15 protein-coding genes and 1 pseudogene are annotated in these 18339 nt (G+C 68.5%); 6 read left to right on the forward strand and 10 right to left on the reverse strand.

Annotated features, from left to right (window positions below):
• Positions 1-3: 3 nt before the first annotated feature.
• Both ASC76_RS20170 and ASC76_RS20175 read right to left on the reverse strand, forming a co-directional pair.
• A complete protein-coding gene (locus ASC76_RS20170; RefSeq protein WP_056470532.1) occupies positions 4-1038 on the reverse strand; it encodes a branched-chain amino acid ABC transporter permease in 1035 nt (344 codons plus the stop codon).
• A 123-nt stretch (positions 1039-1161) separates the two neighbouring features.
• Positions 1162-2439: a branched-chain amino acid ABC transporter substrate-binding protein gene (locus tag ASC76_RS20175; protein ID WP_056470535.1), complete on the reverse strand. Its 1278-nt coding sequence runs from the start codon at positions 2437-2439 to the stop codon at positions 1162-1164.
• Between the two features lie 195 nt (positions 2440-2634).
• On the opposite strand from ASC76_RS20175, the gene ASC76_RS20180 reads away from it, so the two are divergent.
• From ASC76_RS20180 to ASC76_RS20195, 4 genes are all read left to right on the forward strand, one after another.
• Positions 2635-4134, forward strand: coding sequence for a YdiU family protein (locus ASC76_RS20180; protein ID WP_056470538.1), 1500 nt, complete (start codon positions 2635-2637; stop codon positions 4132-4134).
• 66 nt (positions 4135-4200) lie between these two features.
• Positions 4201-4863 (forward strand): septation protein A, encoded by a 663-nt coding sequence (locus ASC76_RS20185; protein WP_056470541.1) that lies wholly within the window; start codon positions 4201-4203, stop codon positions 4861-4863.
• Positions 4860-5126 carry a BolA family transcriptional regulator gene (locus ASC76_RS20190; RefSeq protein WP_056470544.1) on the forward strand — a complete coding sequence of 89 codons (267 nt, stop codon included), beginning with the start codon at positions 4860-4862 and terminating at the stop codon, positions 5124-5126. Before ASC76_RS20185 ends, ASC76_RS20190 begins: the two co-directional genes overlap by 4 nt.
• Before the next feature lie 26 nt (positions 5127-5152).
• Positions 5153-5959 (forward strand): peptidylprolyl isomerase, encoded by an 807-nt coding sequence (locus tag ASC76_RS20195; protein WP_056471211.1) that lies wholly within the window; start codon positions 5153-5155, stop codon positions 5957-5959.
• 65 nt (positions 5960-6024) lie between these two features.
• Here ASC76_RS20195 and ASC76_RS20200 read toward each other — a convergent pair whose 3' ends face one another.
• Positions 6025-6708 (reverse strand): ABC transporter ATP-binding protein, encoded by a 684-nt coding sequence (locus ASC76_RS20200; RefSeq protein WP_056470548.1) that lies wholly within the window; start codon positions 6706-6708, stop codon positions 6025-6027.
• Between ASC76_RS20200 and ASC76_RS20205 the strand changes: the two genes are divergently transcribed.
• Complete coding sequence (locus ASC76_RS20205) at positions 6707-7393, forward strand: arylesterase (protein ID WP_056470551.1); 687 nt, start codon at positions 6707-6709, stop codon at positions 7391-7393. The genes ASC76_RS20200 and ASC76_RS20205 overlap by 2 nt on opposite strands.
• A gap of 15 nt (positions 7394-7408) precedes the next feature.
• Here the strand turns inward: ASC76_RS20205 and ASC76_RS20210 are convergent, their stop codons facing one another.
• From ASC76_RS20210 to scpA, 7 genes and pseudogenes are all read right to left on the reverse strand, one after another.
• A complete protein-coding gene (locus tag ASC76_RS20210; RefSeq protein WP_157615881.1) occupies positions 7409-9685 on the reverse strand; it encodes a DUF6600 domain-containing protein in 2277 nt (758 codons plus the stop codon).
• Positions 9686-9801: 116 nt separating this feature from the next.
• Positions 9802-10344, reverse strand: a complete 543-nt coding sequence (gene def / locus ASC76_RS20215) for a peptide deformylase (RefSeq protein WP_056470557.1) — start codon at positions 10342-10344, stop codon at positions 9802-9804.
• Positions 10341-10817: a VOC family protein gene (locus ASC76_RS20220; RefSeq protein ID WP_056470560.1), complete on the reverse strand. Its 477-nt coding sequence runs from the start codon at positions 10815-10817 to the stop codon at positions 10341-10343. The genes def and ASC76_RS20220 overlap by 4 nt, the downstream gene beginning before the upstream one ends.
• Positions 10814-12845, reverse strand: a pseudogene (locus ASC76_RS20225) (acetyl-CoA carboxylase biotin carboxylase subunit). The gene ASC76_RS20220 and the pseudogene ASC76_RS20225 overlap by 4 nt, the downstream one beginning before the upstream one ends.
• Positions 12846-12865: 20 nt before the next feature.
• Complete coding sequence (locus ASC76_RS20230; RefSeq protein WP_056470563.1) at positions 12866-14398, reverse strand: acyl-CoA carboxylase subunit beta; 1533 nt, start codon at positions 14396-14398, stop codon at positions 12866-12868.
• 8 nt (positions 14399-14406) lie between these two features.
• Positions 14407-15402, reverse strand: coding sequence for a methylmalonyl Co-A mutase-associated GTPase MeaB (gene meaB, locus ASC76_RS20235; protein WP_056470566.1), 996 nt, complete (start codon positions 15400-15402; stop codon positions 14407-14409).
• Positions 15403-15409: 7 nt separating this feature from the next.
• A complete protein-coding gene (gene scpA, locus ASC76_RS20240; protein ID WP_056471214.1) occupies positions 15410-17566 on the reverse strand; it encodes a methylmalonyl-CoA mutase in 2157 nt (718 codons plus the stop codon).
• Positions 17567-17667: 101 nt separating this feature from the next.
• Between scpA and ASC76_RS20245 the strand changes: the two genes are divergently transcribed.
• Positions 17668-18339 carry a GntR family transcriptional regulator gene (locus ASC76_RS20245; protein ID WP_056470568.1) on the forward strand — a complete coding sequence of 224 codons (672 nt, stop codon included), beginning with the start codon at positions 17668-17670 and terminating at the stop codon, positions 18337-18339.

Consider the following 18339-nt stretch of genomic DNA (forward strand, 5'->3'; position numbering starts at 1 on the left):
GGGTCAGCCCTCTCTCGTGCCCATCAAGCCCTTGGGCCTGAAGATCAGGATCAGCACCAGCAGAAGGTACGGCAGGATCGGTGCCACCTGGGACACCGTGAGTTTCAACAGGGAGTGGTCGGCCGCGGCCGGCGAGAGGGTCACGCCGATGTTCTTCAGCGCGCTGAAGATCGAGTAGTCGAGCGCCACCGCGAAGGTCTGCAGCACGCCGATCAACAGCGAGGCGACGAACGCACCGGCCAGCGAGCCCATGCCGCCGACGACCACGACGACGAAGATCACCGAGCCGACCGTGGCCGCCATCGACGGCTCGGTCACGAAGGTGCTGCCGCCGATCACGCCGGCCAGCCCGGCCAGGCCGGCACCGGCACCGAACACCATCATGAAGACGCGCGGCACGTTGTGGCCCAGCGACTCGACCATCTCCGGGTGCGTGAGCGCGCTCTGGATCACCAGGCCGACGCGGGTGCGCGTGAGCATCAACCACAGCGCGACCAGCATGATCAGCGCGATCATCATCATGAAGCCACGGGTGGCCGGGAACGGCGAGCAGACGATGCGCACGGCCGCGTCGGCCGCCGTGCACATGGCCGCGGGCGCTGCGCCCCAGACCAGGTGCATGCCGTCGACCGACGAATTGATCAGCGTGAACATCGGTCCGCGCAGCATCTCGGGGGGCGGGAACTCGACCGCCGTGCGGCCCCAGATCAACTGCACCAGTTCCAGGATGACGTAGGACAGGCCGAAGGTGATCAACAGCTCGGGCACATGGCCGAACTTGTGCACCCGGCGCAGGCAGTACTTCTCGAAGGCGGCGCCGAGCGCGGCAACCACCAGCGGCGCCAGGAACAGCCCGGGCCAGAAACCGACGATCCGGGTGATCGTGTAGGCAACGTACGCGCCAACCATGTAGAAGCTCGCATGCGCGAAGTTCAGCACGCCCATCATGCTGAAGATCAGGGTCAGGCCCGAACTCAACATGAACAGCAACAGCCCGTAGCTCAGGCCGTTGAGCATCGAAATCGTGAAGAACTCCATCGTGTGGCGCTTCCGCGGGTGCAGTGTGAAAGGGATCAGGTCAACAGCGGTCGAGAACGCACGACGGTGACGAGCAGGGCCCGGCGGGTCATCCCCGGCGGGCCCTGCGGACCGGGAGGAAGGTCAGCCGCCCGCCGGGCGCTGCATCTGGCAGCTCGTCGGCGTGCTCGACACGTAAGGCTCGAAGGTCGCGACCGGCGCCAGAGTCATGCCGGTGTTCTCGGGCGAGTACGGGTTCTTGGCGTCCGCCTTCTGCCAGACGGTCATGTAGAGCGTCTGCTGCAGTTGGTGGTCGGTCTTGCGCATCTCGGTCTCGCCGCCGAAGGCGCTCTTGATCTTCATGCCCTCCATCGCGAAGGCCACCTTCACCGGGTCGGTCGACTTGGCCTTGGCCATCGCCGCGCCGAGGTACTCGAACTGGCGGATCACCGAGCCGGTGTAGAGGTCGTCGTTGAACTTGTCCTTGAAGCCCTTCATGATCGTGTTCATCTCGCCGCCCATGTTGTAGTGGGCATAGGCGATCTGGTAGACCTTGCCGGCGCCGGTCTGGCCCAGGGCCGACGGCGTGCCGGTCACGCCGGTGTAGTACGTGAAGAACTTGCCGGTGTAGCCGCCTTCGTTGGCCGCCTTGACGAGCAGCGCCAGGTCGGAGCCCCAGTTGCCGGTGATCACCGTGTCCGCGCCCGAGGCCTTGATCTTGGCGATGTACGGGGCGAAGTCGCGAACCTGCGCGAGCGGGTGCAGGTCGTCGCCGACGATCTCGATGTCCGGACGCTTGCGCTTCAGGTATTCCTTCGCGTACCTGGAGACCTGCTGGCCGTGCGAATAGTTCTGGCCCAGGATGAAGACCTTCTTGATGTCCTTCTGGTCCTTCATGTAGCTCGTGATCGCCTCCATCTTCATCGTCGTGTCGGCGTCGAAGCGGAAGTGCCAGAAGCTGCACTTGCTGTTGGTCAGGTCAGGGTCGACCGCGGCCTCGTTCAGGAAGACGATCTCCTTGCCGGGATTGCGTTCGTTGTGCTTGTTGATCGCATCGATCAGCGGCACGGCGACCGAGGAGCCATTGCCCTGGATCACGTAGCGGATGCCCTGGTCGATCGCCGACTTCAGCGCGTTCAGGCTTTCGGTCGGGCTCAGCTTGTTGTCGACCGGCACGATCTCGAACTTGACGCCGGCCGGGTTGCTGGCGCTGAAGCGCTCGGCCAGGTACTGCTGGGTCTTGACCTGGTTGGTGCCGACCGGGCCCATCAGGCCGGTCAGCGGATCGATCCACATCAGCTTGACGGTCTGGCCCGCCAGGGGCTTGGCCTGGGCCATGGCGACGCCGGCCGAGACGGCGAGAGCGGCTCCGACGGTCAGTGAGAACACGTTGCGGGACAACGAGCGACGAGCAGACTTCATGATGGAGCTCCGGGTATGTGAAACGCCCGCAAAGGTAACGGAAGTGCGTTGCGTGGGGTTACAGGGACTACCCCAAAGCCCTGTCACCGCGGGGACAGCAGCGAATTTCCGACGCACCGGCATGGTGAACGGGCGGTGAACCGGGCATTCTCCCTTCGGCGCTTCGGCCTCGCACCGCTGGCTAAACTGCGACCGATGATGATGGATGAAACCGCGGCTGCTCCGCGCGCTGCCGCCACGTGGCCGAACCGTTTCCGCGGCCTCGGTGACGCGTTCTTCACCGCGTTGCCCGCCGAACCGCTGCCCGACCCGCATTGGGTCGCAACCAGCGCGTCCTGCGCTGCGCTGCTGGGCCTGCCGCCGGACTGGACGAGCCGCGCCGACCTCGATGCACTGCATGTGCTCAGCGGCCAGGGCCGCTGGCCCGGGATGACGCCGCTCGCGACCGTCTACAGCGGTCACCAGTTCGGCGTGTGGGCAGGCCAGCTCGGCGATGGCCGCGCCCTGTGGCTCGGCGAGATGGACACGCCGGCCGGACCGCTGGAGATCCAGCTCAAGGGTGCCGGTCGCACGCCGTACTCGCGCATGGGCGACGGCCGCGCGGTGCTGCGTTCGTCGATCCGCGAGTTCCTCGGCTCGGAGGCGATGCACGGACTCGGCGTGCCGACGACGCGCGCGCTGTGCGTCACGGGCTCGGCGCTGCCGGTGCGGCGCGAGACGATCGAGACCGCGGCGGTGGTGACCCGGGTCGCGCCGAGCTTCATCCGCTTCGGCCATTTCGAGCACTTCGCGCACCACGACCTGCACGCCGAGCTGCGCCAGCTGGCAGACTTCGTGATCGCGCACCACTTCCCGGCCTGTCGAGAAGCCGCCAACCCGTACGCCGCGCTGCTGGAGCAGGTCGCGCTGCGTACGGCCGATCTGATGGCCGACTGGCAGGCCGTGGGCTTCTGCCACGGCGTGATGAACACCGACAACATGTCGATCCTCGGCCTGACGATCGACTACGGGCCGTTCGGCTTCCTCGACGCGTTCGATCCCGGCCACATCTGCAACCACTCCGACAGCCAGGGCCGCTACGCCTGGGCGCGGCAGCCGAACGTCGGCTTCTGGAACCTGCATGCACTGGCGCAGGCGCTGCTGCCGCTGATCGGCGATTCCGATCTGGCGCTGGCCGCGCTCGAGCCTTACAAGACCGGGTTCGCCGATGCGCTGCTCGCACGCTGGCGCGCCAAGCTCGGGCTCCAGACGCGCGAGGACGGCGACCGCGAGCTGGTCGACGACCTGCTGCGCCTGATGGCCGCCGACCGCTGCGACTTCACGATCACCTTCCGGCGCCTCGGCCGGTTCGCGACCGCGGGCGGCGCCGACGACGCCGTGATCCGCGACCTGTTCATCGATCGCGCCGCGTTCGACGGGTGGGCGACGCGCTATGCGCAGCGGCTGGCGCGCGAGCCCGGCACCGACGCCGAGCGCACGGTGCGGATGGACCGCGTGAACCCCAAGTTCGTGCTGCGCAACCACCTCGCCGAGGTCGCAATCCAGGCGGCGCAAGGCGGCGACTTCAGCGCGACCGAGCGCCTGCTGCAAGTCTTGCAACGCCCCTATGACGAGCAGGACGACGCCGCCACCACCGCCTATGCCGGCTTTCCGCCCGAATGGGCGCAATCGATCGAGGTCTCGTGCTCGTCGTGACGCCTCGCGTCGCCGCGCTAGACTTCGCGCCCCAATGACGCTGTTTCGCCCCGCGCGGGCTTGCCGATGAAGATCTTCCTCGACTTCCTGCCGCTGCTGCTGTTCTTCGGGGTCGGCAAGTACGCCGACCACAACGCCGACTGGGCCGCGCGCTTCGCGACCGAACACTTCGGCTTCATGGTGTCCGGCGGCGTGGTCGGCACCGAGGAGGCCTCGGCGCTGCTCGCGACCATCGTCGTGATCCTTGCCACCGGCGTGCAGATCGGCTGGCTGCTGTCGCGCGGCAAGAAGGTCGACATGATGCTGTGGGTGACCTTCGTGCTCGTCGTCGTGCTCGGCGGCGCGACGATCTGGTTCCACAACGCCACCTTCATCAAGTGGAAGCCGAGCGCGCTGTACTGGGCGATGGGCCTGGCGTTCTGGGTCAGCCAGACCTTCTTCCGCAAGAACCTGCTGCAGACGCTGATCGGCGAGCAACTGCAGCTGCCGGCAGCAGTGTGGCAGCGCCTGAACTTCGCGTGGATCGCGTTCTTCGCGCTGCTCGGCTTGTTGAATCTTTACGTGGCCTACAGCTACAGCACCTCGACCTGGTTCACCTTCAAGGCCTTCGGCGTGACCGGGCTGATGCTGGTGTTCATGGTCGCGCAGGGGCTCTACATCAGCAAGCACATGCCGCCGGAACCCAGCGACGAGCCGGCACCGGCGCCTGCACCGGAGCGCCTGCCATGAGTGTCGCCGCGCAGGACATCGACGCCGTGCTTCGCGAAGCGCTGGCCCCGCTGGAGCTGGCCGTGGAGGACGACAGCCACCTGCATGCCGGCCATGCCGGCGCGCGCGAAGGCCGGCACTTCACGGTGCGTGTGACCGCCGCGCGCTTCAACGGTTTGTCACGTGTGGCCCGCCACCGCCTCATATATGATGCGCTGCAACTTTTGATCCCGCGCGGCATCCACGCCTTGGCCATCGAGGCGCGCGCGCCCGGTGAATCCTGAGTCACCCCCCAACTCCCCTGATGCTCATGAAGAAGACCTATTTCGCTGCGTGCGCCGCATTGCTGCTGTCGGCCTCGCTGACCGTGCAGGCCCAGAACATCGCCATCGTCAATGGCAAGCCGGTGCCGAAGGCGCGCGCCGATGCGCTGATCAAGCAGGTGCAGAAGCAGGCCGCCGCACAGAACCAGCAGCTCCCGCCCGACCTCGACCAGCGGGTGCGCGACAAGCTCGTGATGGACGAGATCCTGACGCAGGAGGCCGAGCGCCGCGGCCTGGCGGCCAGCGCCGACTACAAACAGCAAATGGAGCAGGCCCGCCAGGCCGTGCTGACCAAGATGCTGACCGAGGACTTCACGCAGAAGAGCGCGGTCGCCGACGCCGACGTCAAGGCCGAGTACGAGAAGTTCAAGGCCCAGTCGGCCGGGACGGAATACCGCGCCCGCCACATCCTGGTCGAGAAGGAAGACGAGGCCAAGGCGCTGATCGCCCAGATCAAGGGCGGCGCCAACTTCGAGGAGCTGGCCAAGAAGAACTCGAAGGACCCGGGATCGGGCGCCAACGGCGGCGACCTCGATTTCGCGGCTCCGGGCTCGTACGTGCCCGAGTTCTCGCAGGCGATGGTCAAGCTCAAGAAAGGCGAGATGACGCAGGAGCCGGTTAAGACGCAGTTCGGTTACCACATCATCAAGCTCGACGACACGCGCGAGGCGCAGTTCCCGCCGTACGACGACGTCAAGGGCCAGCTGAAGCAGCGCATGGAGCAGCAGAAGCTCGGCGCGTTCGTCGACGAGCTGAAGACCAAGGCGAAGACGGACTACAAGTTCAGCAATTAGTACGCTTCGCTACCGTGACAAGGGCGCCTTCGGCGCCCTTGTTCGGTTTCTGGGCTGGCCTTCGGCTACGCCTCGATCTCGGTGGCGACCCTTCCCGCCTCGATGTGCAGCTGCCGATCGCAGCGCGCGGCGATCGAGCGGTCGTGGGTGACGAGCACCAGCGTGGTACCGGCTTCGCGGTTCAGGTCGAACATCAGCGCCATCACGGTCTCGCCGGTCGCGAAGTCGAGACTGCCGGTCGGTTCGTCGGCGAGCAGCACGGCCGGCCGCATGACGAAGGCGCGCGCCAGCGCGACGCGCTGCTGCTCGCCGCCGGAGAGCACCTTCGGGTAGTGGCGCAGCCGCTCGCCGAGGCCGACGCGGCGCAGCATCTCGGTGGCCAGCGCGCGCGCATCGCTGCGGCCCTGCAGTTCGAGCGGCAGCATCACGTTCTCCAGCGCATTGAGGTTGCCGAGCAGCTGGAAACTCTGGAACACGAACCCCACCTTCTCGGCACGCACCGCGGCGCGCGCGTCCTCGTCGATCGCGAACAGATCGACGCCGCCCAGCTTCACGGTGCCGGTGGTCGGCGTGTCCAGCCCCGCGATGATCGACAGCAGCGTGCTCTTGCCCGAGCCCGACGCGCCGACGATCGCCGCCGACTGGCGCGCCGCCAGCGAAAAATCGATCTCGTGGAGAATGGTCAACGTCCCGGTGGAGTCCTTGACCTGCTTGGTGACACGCTCGACGGCAATGATGGGTTCAGACATGAATGACGGTGGGTTTCCTGGTGTTCGAGCGTCTCGGCGCCGATGGCTGGCGCACTGTACCGCGTTGGCTGCGGCGCTCGTGCTGCCGTTCGGCACGACCGCGTCCGCTCAGGGGCCGGCCCGACCGGTCGTGCTCGTGGTCGGCGACAGCCTGTCGGCCGAGTACGGCTTGGTGCGCGGCAGCGGCTGGGTCGCGCTGCTCGAGGCGCGCCTCGCTCAGCAAGGCATCGCGGCGACGGTCGTCAACGCCAGCATCAGCGGCGACACCACCTCGGGCGGCCGCACCCGCTTGCCGGCGCTGTTGAAGCAGCATCGCCCGGCGATCGTCGTGCTCGAGCTCGGCGGCAACGACGCGTTGCGCGGCCTGCCACTGGCGATGACCCGCGACAACCTCGACACGATGACCAAGGCCGCGAAGGCCGCCGGTGCCAAGGTGGTGATCGCCGGCATGCAGCTGCCGCCGAACTACGGCAAGCAGTACGGCGAGGAGTTCGCCGGGCTGTTCGCGACGATCGCCAGGGCCGAAGGCGCGGCGCTCGTGCCCTTCCTGCTCAAGGGCGTGGCCGATGTGCCGCAGGCGGAATCGCTGTTCCAGCGCGACCGCATCCATCCGACCGCGCAGGCGCACCCGACGATCCTCGACAACGTCTGGCCGGTGCTGCGGCCGCTGCTGCCGAAGCGCTGACCGGGCGCGTCCGCCTCAGCGCTGGTCGCGCGGCTCGCCGCGCCGGTTGTCGTCGGCGCGCGGGTTGTCTGCCCGCGGGCCACGGGCTTCGGGTGCGCGCGGCGGATCGATCCGCTGCACCGGCGGCGGCGCGACGGCCGGGCGCGGCACGTCCACCGGGCGCTGGACCGGTGGCGGCTGCACCGGCTGCGGTGCGCGCTGGATCTCGACCGGCCGCTGGACCGGCGGCGCTTGCACCGGCGCTGCCGGGCGCTGGATCTCGACCGGGCGCTGCACGGGCGCGGGCGCCGCCTGCGGCGGTTGCCGCGCCTGCGGCGGCCTTTGAATCTCGACCGGCCGCGGCGGCGGGGCGCGGCGCTCGTCGGCACCGCGGTCTTCGCGGCGCCGTTCGTCGCCGCGCTGCACCGGCAGCGGACGCATCATGGGCGCCTCCTGCACGGGCTGCGGCGCTGCAGCGGGGCGCGGCGGCTGGACCGCCGGTGTGGGCGGCGTCACGGCCGCCGGTGCGGTGACCTGCGGCGTGACCGGCTGCGCCGGGTTGGGGACGGCCGGCGCGCCGCCCGCCGCGCGCTCGCCGCGGCCGCGCATCGACGGGTCCCCTCGATCCGGGCGCCGACGCTCGTCGTCGCCGAAGCCGGGGCGCCCGGGCGGGCTCGGAATCGGCCGCGGCGGTGCCGCTGTCGCGGCCGGGGGCTGTATCGCCGACGGTGCCGGCGTGGCCTGTGGCGCCTGCACGGCACCGGGCTGCGCCGTCACGGCCGGACGCGCTGGCGCGGCGACATCCGGTCGGGCCGGGCGCTCGCTGTCGCGCGGCACGGCGCGACGGTCGCGGTCGTCGCGATCGCGGCGCTCGAGCCCGGGGCGGGCGGTGCCGTCCGGCCGGCCCGCGAACCCGGGCGGCGGGCGCACATCGCGCGTCGGGCTGCCACGCGCGGGCAACGAGGGCGCGGCGACCGGCGCGGTGACCTGGGCCACCGCCCGTGCGGGCTGCGAGATCAGTTCCCGCACCGCCGGCGCCTGCCGGAACTGCGCGGCAGCCGGCGCCACTGCGCGGCGCTCCGTCATCACGCCCGTGGGCACGACCGTCACCGCGCGCGGATGGCGGCGGTTCTCGAACTCGCGTGGCGCCTGCGGGTTCGCGAACGCGCTGTTGATCACGGCGACGTTGGTCACGTTCGTGATGTTGACGTTGCGGGCGTAGCGCGGGCTGACCCGGTAGCCCGGCACGTAGACCTCGCGCGGCGCGAGCGGGAACCAGCCGACCGCCGGCCCGCCACCGATCGTGACCGACACGTTGCCCCGCGAACCGCCGACCCACGCGACCAGCGCCGGCGCGTACACCGGGCGGTGGACACGCTGACCCGGCGTCCAGCACCAGCGGCTGCGCAGGTAGACCCAGCGGCCGTAGTGGAACGGCGCGAAGCCCCACGGCGCGTCGTCGACCCAGGTCCAGCCCCACGGCCGCACCCAGGTCCAGTGGCCGTGGCTGTAGGGCGCCCAGTCGACCGCCACGGCGGTCGGATACCAGACGGCACCGTAGTCGGTCGTCTGCTCCCAGCGGCCATAGGCGTCCAGCTCGGCGGCGCCGCTCATCTCGGGCGACACATAGCGCTCGGCCACGCTGCCGATGTAGCGGCGATCGCGCTCGCTGCTCCAGCCGGCGAAGGCATCGTTGACCGGCCCGAACATCGTGTACTGCGCGACGCCGCCGGAATCGATCCAGAACTCGGCGCGCTGCCCGGGGCCGACCGCCAGGCCGCTGTTCGGGCCTTCATAACGAGCCTCGCCGGCGTAGACGGTCAGATCGCTCTTGCCGTTGATGCGGTCGACCCGGTAGGTGCCGCTGCGCTGGACCAGGAAGCGGCCCTCGTCGGTGGTGATCTCGAGCTCGCCGGCGCCTTCCGCGTCGCGCACCCGCGCGATCGCACTGCCCTCGAGCAACTGCAGCGAGGCCTGCGCGTCGTCGAGTTGCGCCACCTCGAGTTCGGTCGCCGAATCAAGCCGCAGGCTGGTCGAGCCGATCTGCAGCTCGGCGCGCGCGCCGGTGTCGGTCGCGATGCGGTCGCCGCTGGTGAGCGGCTGGTTGCGCACCGCGCTGACCCATTCGCCGGCGTCCGGCGAGTAGATCCACACCTGGCCGGTGGCTTCCGAGACTCGGGCGACGCGGCCGGGCGGGTCGACGTCCGGCTCCTGCGCCGCCGCGGAGAGCGCGAACGCGCCAAGCGCCAAGGCCCAGCCGGCGGCTGCGCCACGGGCCAGGAGGGCCAGTCTTCGGGATAGGGTCGAGCTCATCGTTGAACCTCCAGTGCGGCAGGCGCACGTGTGCTGATGCTGCCTTCGGTCAACGCGCCGGACGGTGCGCCCGCCGACCGCGCGGGCGTAGGAGAAACGCCCGTTTACAGCCGACGTCAGTCGTCGGCCGCCGCGTCCAGGCCGGGGAACAGCACGCTGGTGAAGCCGAAGCGCGAGAAGTCCCGCACTCGCATCGGGTACAGCTTGCCGATCAGGTGATCGCATTCGTGCTGGACCACGCGGGCGTGGAAACCCTCGGCCTCGCGGTCGATCGGCCTGCCTTCGGCGTCGAGGCCGGTGTAGCGGATGCGCGCGAACCGCGGCACCACGCCGCGCAGCCCGGGCACCGACAGGCAGCCCTCCCACCCCTCCTCTTCGGCATCGCCGAGCGGGGTGATCACCGGATTGATCAGCACGGTCTCGGGCACCGGCGGGGCGTCGGGATAGCGCTGGTTCTGGCCGAAACCGAAGATCACCAGTTGCAGGTCGACGCCGATCTGCGGCGCCGCCAGGCCGGCACCCTGGACCGCATGCATGGTCTCGAACAGGTCGTCGACCAGCGCCCGCAGTGCCGGCGTGCCGATCGCGTCGGCCGGCACCGGCGGCGCGACGCGCAGCAGGCGCGGGTCGCCCATCTTCAGGATCTCGCGGATCGTCATGGCGTCATCTTCGAAAAAGCGTCGATGACCTCAGCTGGGGCCTGCACCAGCTCGATCAAGACGCCTTCGCCGCCGACCGGGAACTCGGCATTGCTCTTGGGATGCACGAAACAGATGTCGAAGCCGGCCGCCCCCTTGCGGATGCCGCCCGGCGCGAAGCGCACGCCGTTCGCGCTGAGCCATTCGACCGCCGTCGGCAGGTCGTCGATCCACAGGCCGATGTGGTTCAGCGGCGTGGTGTGGACGGCCGGCTTGCCGTGGGGGTCGATCGGCTCCATCAGGTCGACCTCGACCTTGAACGGCCCGCTGCCGATCGCGCAGATGTCCTCGTCGACGTTCTCGCGTTCCGAGCGGAAGGTGCCGGTCACCTCCAGCCCGAACTTCTCGACCCAGAGCGTGCGCAGCGCCGCCTTGCTGGGGCCGCCGATCGCGACCTGCTGGATGCCCAGCACCTTGAAGGGTCGTGTCGTCATTGGAACTCCATGATGACCTGGTCGACCGACAGGCTCTCGCCCTTCGCGGCCTTCACCGCGGAGACGATGCCGTCGTGCGCGGCGATCAGGATGTTCTCCATCTTCATCGCCTCGATCACCGCGAGCTTCTCGCCGGCCCGCACCGCCTGCCCCGCCGTGACGGCCACATCGACCAGCAGCCCCGGCATCGGCGAGAGCAGGAACTTGGACAGGTCGGGCGGTGCCTTGAACGGCATCAGCGCGTTCAACTCGGCCGCGCGCGGCGACAGCACCCGCACCTCGACCTGCGCGCCGTGGTGGGTGACGCGGTAGGCCAGCATCAGGCGCTCGACCTGCGCGCAGAACGGCTTTCCGGCCAGGTCGCCGTGCATCGCGGTGTCGCGCAGCGGCCGCGTGAAACGGATCGGGTAGCGGCGGCCCGCGATCTCGACGTCGAACACGTCGCCCGCCACCGACACGCTGACCGGCGTCTCATGACGCGTGCCGTCGGCATCGGTCTGGACGACCACGAATTGGTCGCCAACCTGCAACTCGTGCCCGCGCAGCTGGCCGCTGATGCCGGCCGAGCGCGCCAGCACGCGCCGGTTGGTCGCGACCGCGAGCGCGAGCAGAAAGTTCGGATCCTCGTGCTGTACCGACGCGCGCGTGAAACCCTTCGGGTAGTTCTCGGCGATGAAGCCGGTGTTGAAGTCGCCGGCGACGAACTTCGGGTGCGCGAGCAGCGCGGCCTGGAACGGGATGTTGCTCGAGATGCCCTGGATCACGAACGCGTCGAGCGCGTCGCGCATCTTCGCGATCGCGTCGTTGCGGTCGGTGCCGCAGGCGATCAGCTTGCAGATCATCGAGTCGTAGAACATCGGGATCTCGCCGCCTTCGTAGACGCCGGTGTCGACCCGGATGCCGCCGTCCGGCGGCACGGGCAGCGACGCGGTCATCGTCTGCGCCGGCGGCTCGAACGCGACCAGGCGCCCGGTGCTCGGCAGGAAGTTGCGCAGCGGGTCTTCCGCGTTGATGCGGCACTCGATCGCCCAGCCCTTGCGCTGGATCTGCTCCTGCGTGAACGCCAGCGGCTCGCCGGCCGCGACGCGGATCATCTGCTCCACCAGGTCGAGGCCGGTGATGCACTCGGTCACGGGGTGCTCGACCTGCAGCCGCGTGTTCATCTCGAGGAAGTAGAAGCTCTGGTCCTTGCCGACCACGAACTCGACCGTGCCGGCGCTCTGGTAGTTCACCGCTTTCGCGAGCTGCACCGCCTGCTCGCCCATCGCCTTGCGCGTCGCCTCGCTGATGAAGGGCGATGGCGCCTCCTCGATCACCTTCTGGTGGCGGCGCTGGATCGAGCACTCGCGCTCCCACAGGTAGACGCAGTGGCCGTGCGCGTCGCCCAGCACCTGGATCTCGATGTGGCGCGGCTCCTCGACGAACTTCTCGATGAACACGCGGTCGTCGCCGCAAGCTGTTGCGCGCCTCGTTGCGGCACGAGGTGAAGCCCTCGAACGCTTCCTTGTCGTTGAAGGCGACCCGCAGCCCCTTGCCACCGCCGCCGGCCGAGGCCTTGATCATCACCGGGTAGCCGATGCCCTTGGCGATCTCGACCGCCTGCTCGGGCGTGTCGATCGCCGCGTTGTAGCCGGGGATGGTGTTGACCTTCGCCTCGCCCGCCAGCTTCTTCGACGCGATCTTGTCGCCCATCGCGGCGATCGACGCGTGCTTGGGGCCGATGAAGACGATGCCCTCTTCCTCGACCTTGCGCGCGAACACCTCGTTCTCGCTGAGGAAGCCGTAGCCCGGGTGCACCGCCTGCGCGCCGGTCTGTTTGCAGGCGGCGATGATCTTGTCCATCACCAGGTAGGACTCGCGGCTCGGCGCCGGGCCGATGAATACCGCCTCGTCCGCCAGCTCGACATGCAGCGCGTCTCGGTCGGCCTCGGAGTACACCGCGACCGTCGCGATGCCCATCTTCTTCGCGGTCTTGATGACGCGGCAGGCGATTTCGCCGCGGTTCGCAATCAGGATCTTCGTAAACATGCTCTTGCTCTCCTGAGTGCTCACAGCGGAATGTTGCCGTGCTTGCGCCACGGATCGTCGACCTTCTTGTCGCGCAGCATCACGAGCGAGCGGCAGATGCGCTTGCGGGTCTCGTGCGGCTGGATCACGTCGTCGATGTAGCCGCGGGCGCCGGCGACGAACGGGTTCGCGAACTTGGCCTTGTACTCGGCCTCGCGCGCCGCGAGCTTGGCCGGGTCGCCCTTCTCCTCGCGGAAGATGATCTCGACCGCGCCCTTCGCGCCCATCACCGCGATCTCGGCGTTCGGCCACGCGAAGTTGACGTCGCCGCGCAGGTGCTTGGAGCTCATCACGTCGTAGGCGCCGCCGTAGGCCTTGCGCGTGATCACGGTGATCTTCGGCACCGTGCACTCGGCGTAGGCATAGAGCAGCTTCGCGCCGTGCTTGATGATGCCGCCGTACTCCTGCGCGGTGCCGGGCATGAAGCCGGGCACGTCGACGAAGGTCAGCACCGGGATGTTGAAAGCGTCGCAGAAGCGCACGAAGCGCGCGGCCTTGATGCTGGACTTGATGTCCAGGCAGCCGGCCAGGACCAGCGGCTGGTTCGCAACGATGCCGACCGCCTGCCCGTCCATCCGGCCGAAGCCGATCACGATGTTCTTCGCGTAGTCGGGCTGCAGCTCGAAGAAGTCGCCGTCGTCGACGGTCTTCACGATCAGCTCCTTCATGTCGTAGGGCTTGTTCGGGTTGTCCGGCACCAGGGTGTCGAGCGACAGGTCGGTGCGGTCGGCCGGATCGCTGCTCGGGCGCACCGGCGCCTTCTCGCGGTTGTTCAGCGGCAGGTAGTTGAAGAAGCGGCGCAGCATCGCGAGCGCGTCGACGTCGTTGTCGAACGCCAGGTCGGCCACGCCGCTCTTGGTGGTGTGGACCGATGCGCCGCCGAGGTCCTCGGTCGACACTTCCTCGTGGGTCACGGTCTTCACGACCTCGGGGCCGGTGACGAACATGTACGAGCTGTCCTTCACCATGAAGATGAAGTCGGTCATTGCCGGCGAGTACACCGCGCCGCCGGCGCACGGCCCCATGATCATGCTGATCTGCGGCACGACGCCCGAGGCCATCACGTTGCGCTGGAACACCTCGGCATAACCGCCGAGGGAGGCCACGCCTTCCTGGATGCGCGCTCCGCCGGAATCGTTCAGGCCGATCACCGGCGCGCCGACCTTCATCGCCTGGTCCATCACCTTGCAGATCTTCTCGGCATGGGCTTCGCTGAGCGCGCCGCCGAACACCGTGAAGTCCTGGCTGAACACGAACACGAGGCGGCCGTTGATCATGCCGTAGCCGGTGACCACGCCGTCGCCCGGGGGCCGGTTGTCCGCCATGCCGAAGTCATGGTTGCGGTGCTCGACGAACATGTCCCATTCTTCGAACGTGTCGGCATCGAGCAGCAGCTCGATGCGCTCGCGCGCCGTCAACTTGCCCTTGCCGTGCTGGGCGGCGATGCGCTTCTCGCCGCCGCCCAGGCGGGCGCGGGCACGCTTGGCTTCGAGCTGCTGGATGATGTCGTGCATGGTGTCGTCTACCTCGGTTCTCGTTCAAACAGGTTCAGCAAACTGCGCGCCGCCGATGACGGCGCGACGCGCGCCGCGGTGACCTCGCGCAGGGTCGCCGGCAGGGCGCGGCGCACCGCGGCATGGTGCCGGAAATCGGCATGCAGGCGCGCATGCACGATGTCCCACATCCAGGCCAGGGCCTGAGATTGGCGGCGCGCATCGAATTCGCCGCTGGCGCGGCGCTTGGCGTGGAACTCCTCGACGGCGGCCCAGAACGCCTCGAGCCCCTGGCTCTTCAACGCACTGAGCTGCATCACACGCGTGACCCACTGCTCCGGCGCCGCGTGCGCACCGAACATGCGCAGCGAGCTGCTGATCTGGGCTTGCGCGCGCGTGGCGGCGTCCGGGTCGAGATCCGCCTTGTTGATCACCACCAGGTCGGCGAGCTCCATCACGCCCTTCTTGATCGCCTGCAGGTCGTCGCCGGCGTTCGGCAGCTGCAGCAGCACGAACATGTCGGTCATGCTCGCGACGGCCGTCTCGCTCTGGCCGACACCGACGGTCTCGACGATCACCACGTCGTAGCCGGCGGCCTCGCAGACCAGCATCGCCTCGCGGGTCTTCTCGGCCACGCCGCCGAGCGTGCCGCTGGCCGGGCTCGGGCGGATGTAGGCGGCGGTGTCGGCCGAGAGTCTTTCCATCCGCGTCTTGTCGCCGAGGATCGAGCCGCCGGAGATGCTCGACGACGGATCGATCGCGAGCACCGCGACACGGTGCCCCTTGGCGATCAGCGCGAGGCCGAGCGCCTCGATGAAGGTCGATTTGCCCACCCCCGGCACGCCCGAGATGCCCAGGCGCATCCCTTTCCCCGTCTCGGGCAGCAACGTGTTCAGCAATTCGTCGGCGCGGGCGCGGTGGTCGGCGCGGGTCGATTCGAGCAAGGTGATGGACTTGGCCAGTGCGCGGCGATCACCGCTGCGCACGCCCGCCACCAGCACCTGATCGACGCGGTCGAGTGTCACGAAACGATCAGGCGGTCAGGTTCGCGCGGATCTGCTCGAGCACGTCCTTCGCGCTCGCCGGGATCGGCGTGCCGGGCCCGTAGATGCCCTTGACGCCCGCCTCGTACAGCATCTCGTAGTCCTGGCGCGGGATCACGCCGCCGACGAACACGATGATGTCGTCGGCACCCTGCTGCTTCAGCGATTCGATGATCGCCGGCACCAGTGTCTTGTGCCCGGCGGCCAGCGTGCTGACGCCCACCGCATGCACGTCGTTCTCGATTGCCTGCCGCGCGCACTCCTCGGCGGTCTGGAACAGCGGGCCCATGTCGACGTCGAAGCCGAGGTCCGCGAACGCGGTCGCGACGACCTTGGCGCCGCGGTCGTGGCCGTCCTGCCCGAGCTTGGCGATCATCACGCGCGGGCGCCGGCCCTGCTCCTCGGCGAACTGGGCGATCTCGCCCTTCAGCTTGTCCCAACCCTCGGCACTGTCATAGGCGGCTGCATACACACCGGTCACCTTTTGCGTGTCGGCGCGGTGGCGCCCCCAGACCTTTTCGAGCGCGTCGGACACCTCGCCCACGGTGGCGCGCAGGCGCACCGCCTTGATCGACAGGTCGAGCAGGTTGCCTTCGCCGGTCTCGGCGCAGGTCGACAACGCATCGAGCGCGGCTTGGACCTTCGCGGTGTCGCGCGTCGCGCGCACCTGCTTCAGCCGTGCGATCTGGCCGTCGCGCACCATCGCGCCGTCGACATCCAGCGTCTCGATCGCGTCCTCGGTCTTCAGCTTGTACTTGTTGACGCCGACGATCACGTCCTTGCCGGCATCGATGCGGGCCTGCTTCTCGGCCGCGCTCGCCTCGATCTTGAGCTTGGCCCAGCCGCTGTCGACGGCCTTGACCATGCCGCCCATCGCGTCGACCTCCTCGATGATCTTCCAGGCGGCGTCGGCCATGTCCTGCGTCAGCTTCTCCATCATGTAGCTGCCGGCCCACGGATCGACGACGCTGGTGATGTGCGTCTCCTCCTGGATGATCAGCTGGGTGTTGCGCGCGATGCGCGCGCTGAACTCCGAGGGCAGCGCGATCGCTTCGTCGAGCGCGTTGGTGTGCAGCGACTGCGTGCCGCCGAACACCGCGGCCATTGCCTCGATCGTGGTGCGCACGACGTTGTTGTACGGGTCTTGCTCGGTCAGGCTCCAGCCCGAGGTCTGGCAGTGGGTGCGCAGCATCAGGCTCTTCGGGTTCTTGGCGCCGAATGCGGTCATGATCTTCCACCACAGCAGCCGAGCGGCGCGCATCTTGGCGACCTCGAGGTAGAAGTTCATCCCGATCGCCCAGAAGAAGCTCAGGCGCCCGGCGAACTCGTCGACATCGAGACCCTTCGCGAGCGCCGCCTTCACGTACTCGCGGCCGTCGGCGAGCGTGAACGCGAGTTCCAGCGCCTGGTTCGCGCCGGCCTCCTGCATGTGGTAACCGGAGATCGAGATCGAATTGAACTTCGGCATGTTCTGTGCCGTGTACTGGATGATGTCGCCGATCGCGCGCATGCTGGGTTCGGGCGGAAAGATGTAGGTGTTCCGAACCATGAACTCCTTCAGGATGTCGTTCTGGATCGTCCCGCTCAGATTGTCCTGCGCCACGCCCTGCTCTTCGGCCGCGACCACGTAGCCGGCCAACACCGGCAGTACCGCGCCGTTCATCGTCATGCTGACCGAGACCTTGTCGAGCGGGATGCCGTCGAACAGGATCTTCATGTCCTCGACCGAGTCGATCGCGACGCCCGCCTTGCCGACGTCGCCGGTGACGCGCGGGTGGTCGCTGTCGTAGCCGCGGTGCGTGGCCAGGTCGAACGCGACGCTGACGCCCTGCGCGCCGGCGGCCAGGGCCTTGCGGTAGAAAGCGTTCGACGCCTCGGCGGTGGAGAAGCCGGCGTACTGGCGGATCGTCCACGGGCGCACCGCGTACATCGTGGCCTGCGGACCGCGCACGAACGGCGCGAACCCGGGCAAGGTGTCCGTGTATGGCAGGCCTTTCAGGTCGGCCGCGGTGTAGAGCGGCTTGACCGGGATGCCCTCGGGGGTGACCCAAGTCAGCGCCTGGGCATCGCCGCCCGGGGCGGATTTGGCGGCGGCCTTTTCCCACGCGGGCAGTGCGTCCGAATTCAGAATCTTGTCGTCCGACATGGTGTGCATCCCTCGGCGTACAGCGCCCAGTATGTGGGCTGGACGATCTGCGCAAACGCCGTCATAATTCAAAATTGAATTCTAACGCCAGAGTTGTGCCCATGGCTACCCCCTCGACCGTTCTCGCCGACCAGCCCGCCGCGCCGCTGCGCGAGCGCGCGCTCTACGAGCAGGTGGCCGAGCGGCTGCGCGGCCGCATCCTCGCCCACACGCTGCACCCGGGCAGCTGGATCGACGAGCAGGCGCTGGCAGCCGAATACGGCATCAGCCGCACGCCGCTGCGCGAAGCCCTGAAAGTGCTGGCCGCCGAAGGTCTGGTGACGATGAAGCTGCGTCGCGGTGCGTATGTCACCGAGGTGTCGGAGCGCGACCTCGCCGAGGTCTATCACCTGCTCGCACTGCTCGAGAGCGACGCCGCGCTGGTCGTCGCGCGCAGCGCCAGCGCAGCCCAGCTCGCCGAGCTGCTCGCGTTGCACCAGCAGCTCGAGGATGCGGTGGCCGACCGCGACGCGTTCTTCGCCGCCAACGAACGCTTCCACATGAAGCTGCTGGAGATCGCCGACAACCGCTGGCGCAACCAGCTCGTGGCCGACCTGCGCAAGGTGATGAAGCTGAACCGCCACCACTCGCTGTTCAAGCAGGGCCGGCTCGAGGCCTCGTTGAAGGAGCACCGCCAGCTGATGGCGGCGCTGAAGGCGCGCAACGGCGAAAGGGCCCAGGCGCTGATGCAGCAGCACTTCGCCAATGGCAAGGAAGCGGCGTCGCTGACCTGA

The organism is Rhizobacter sp. Root404 (genome assembly GCF_001425865.1).
Lineage (GTDB): Bacteria > Pseudomonadota > Gammaproteobacteria > Burkholderiales > Burkholderiaceae_C > LMDS01.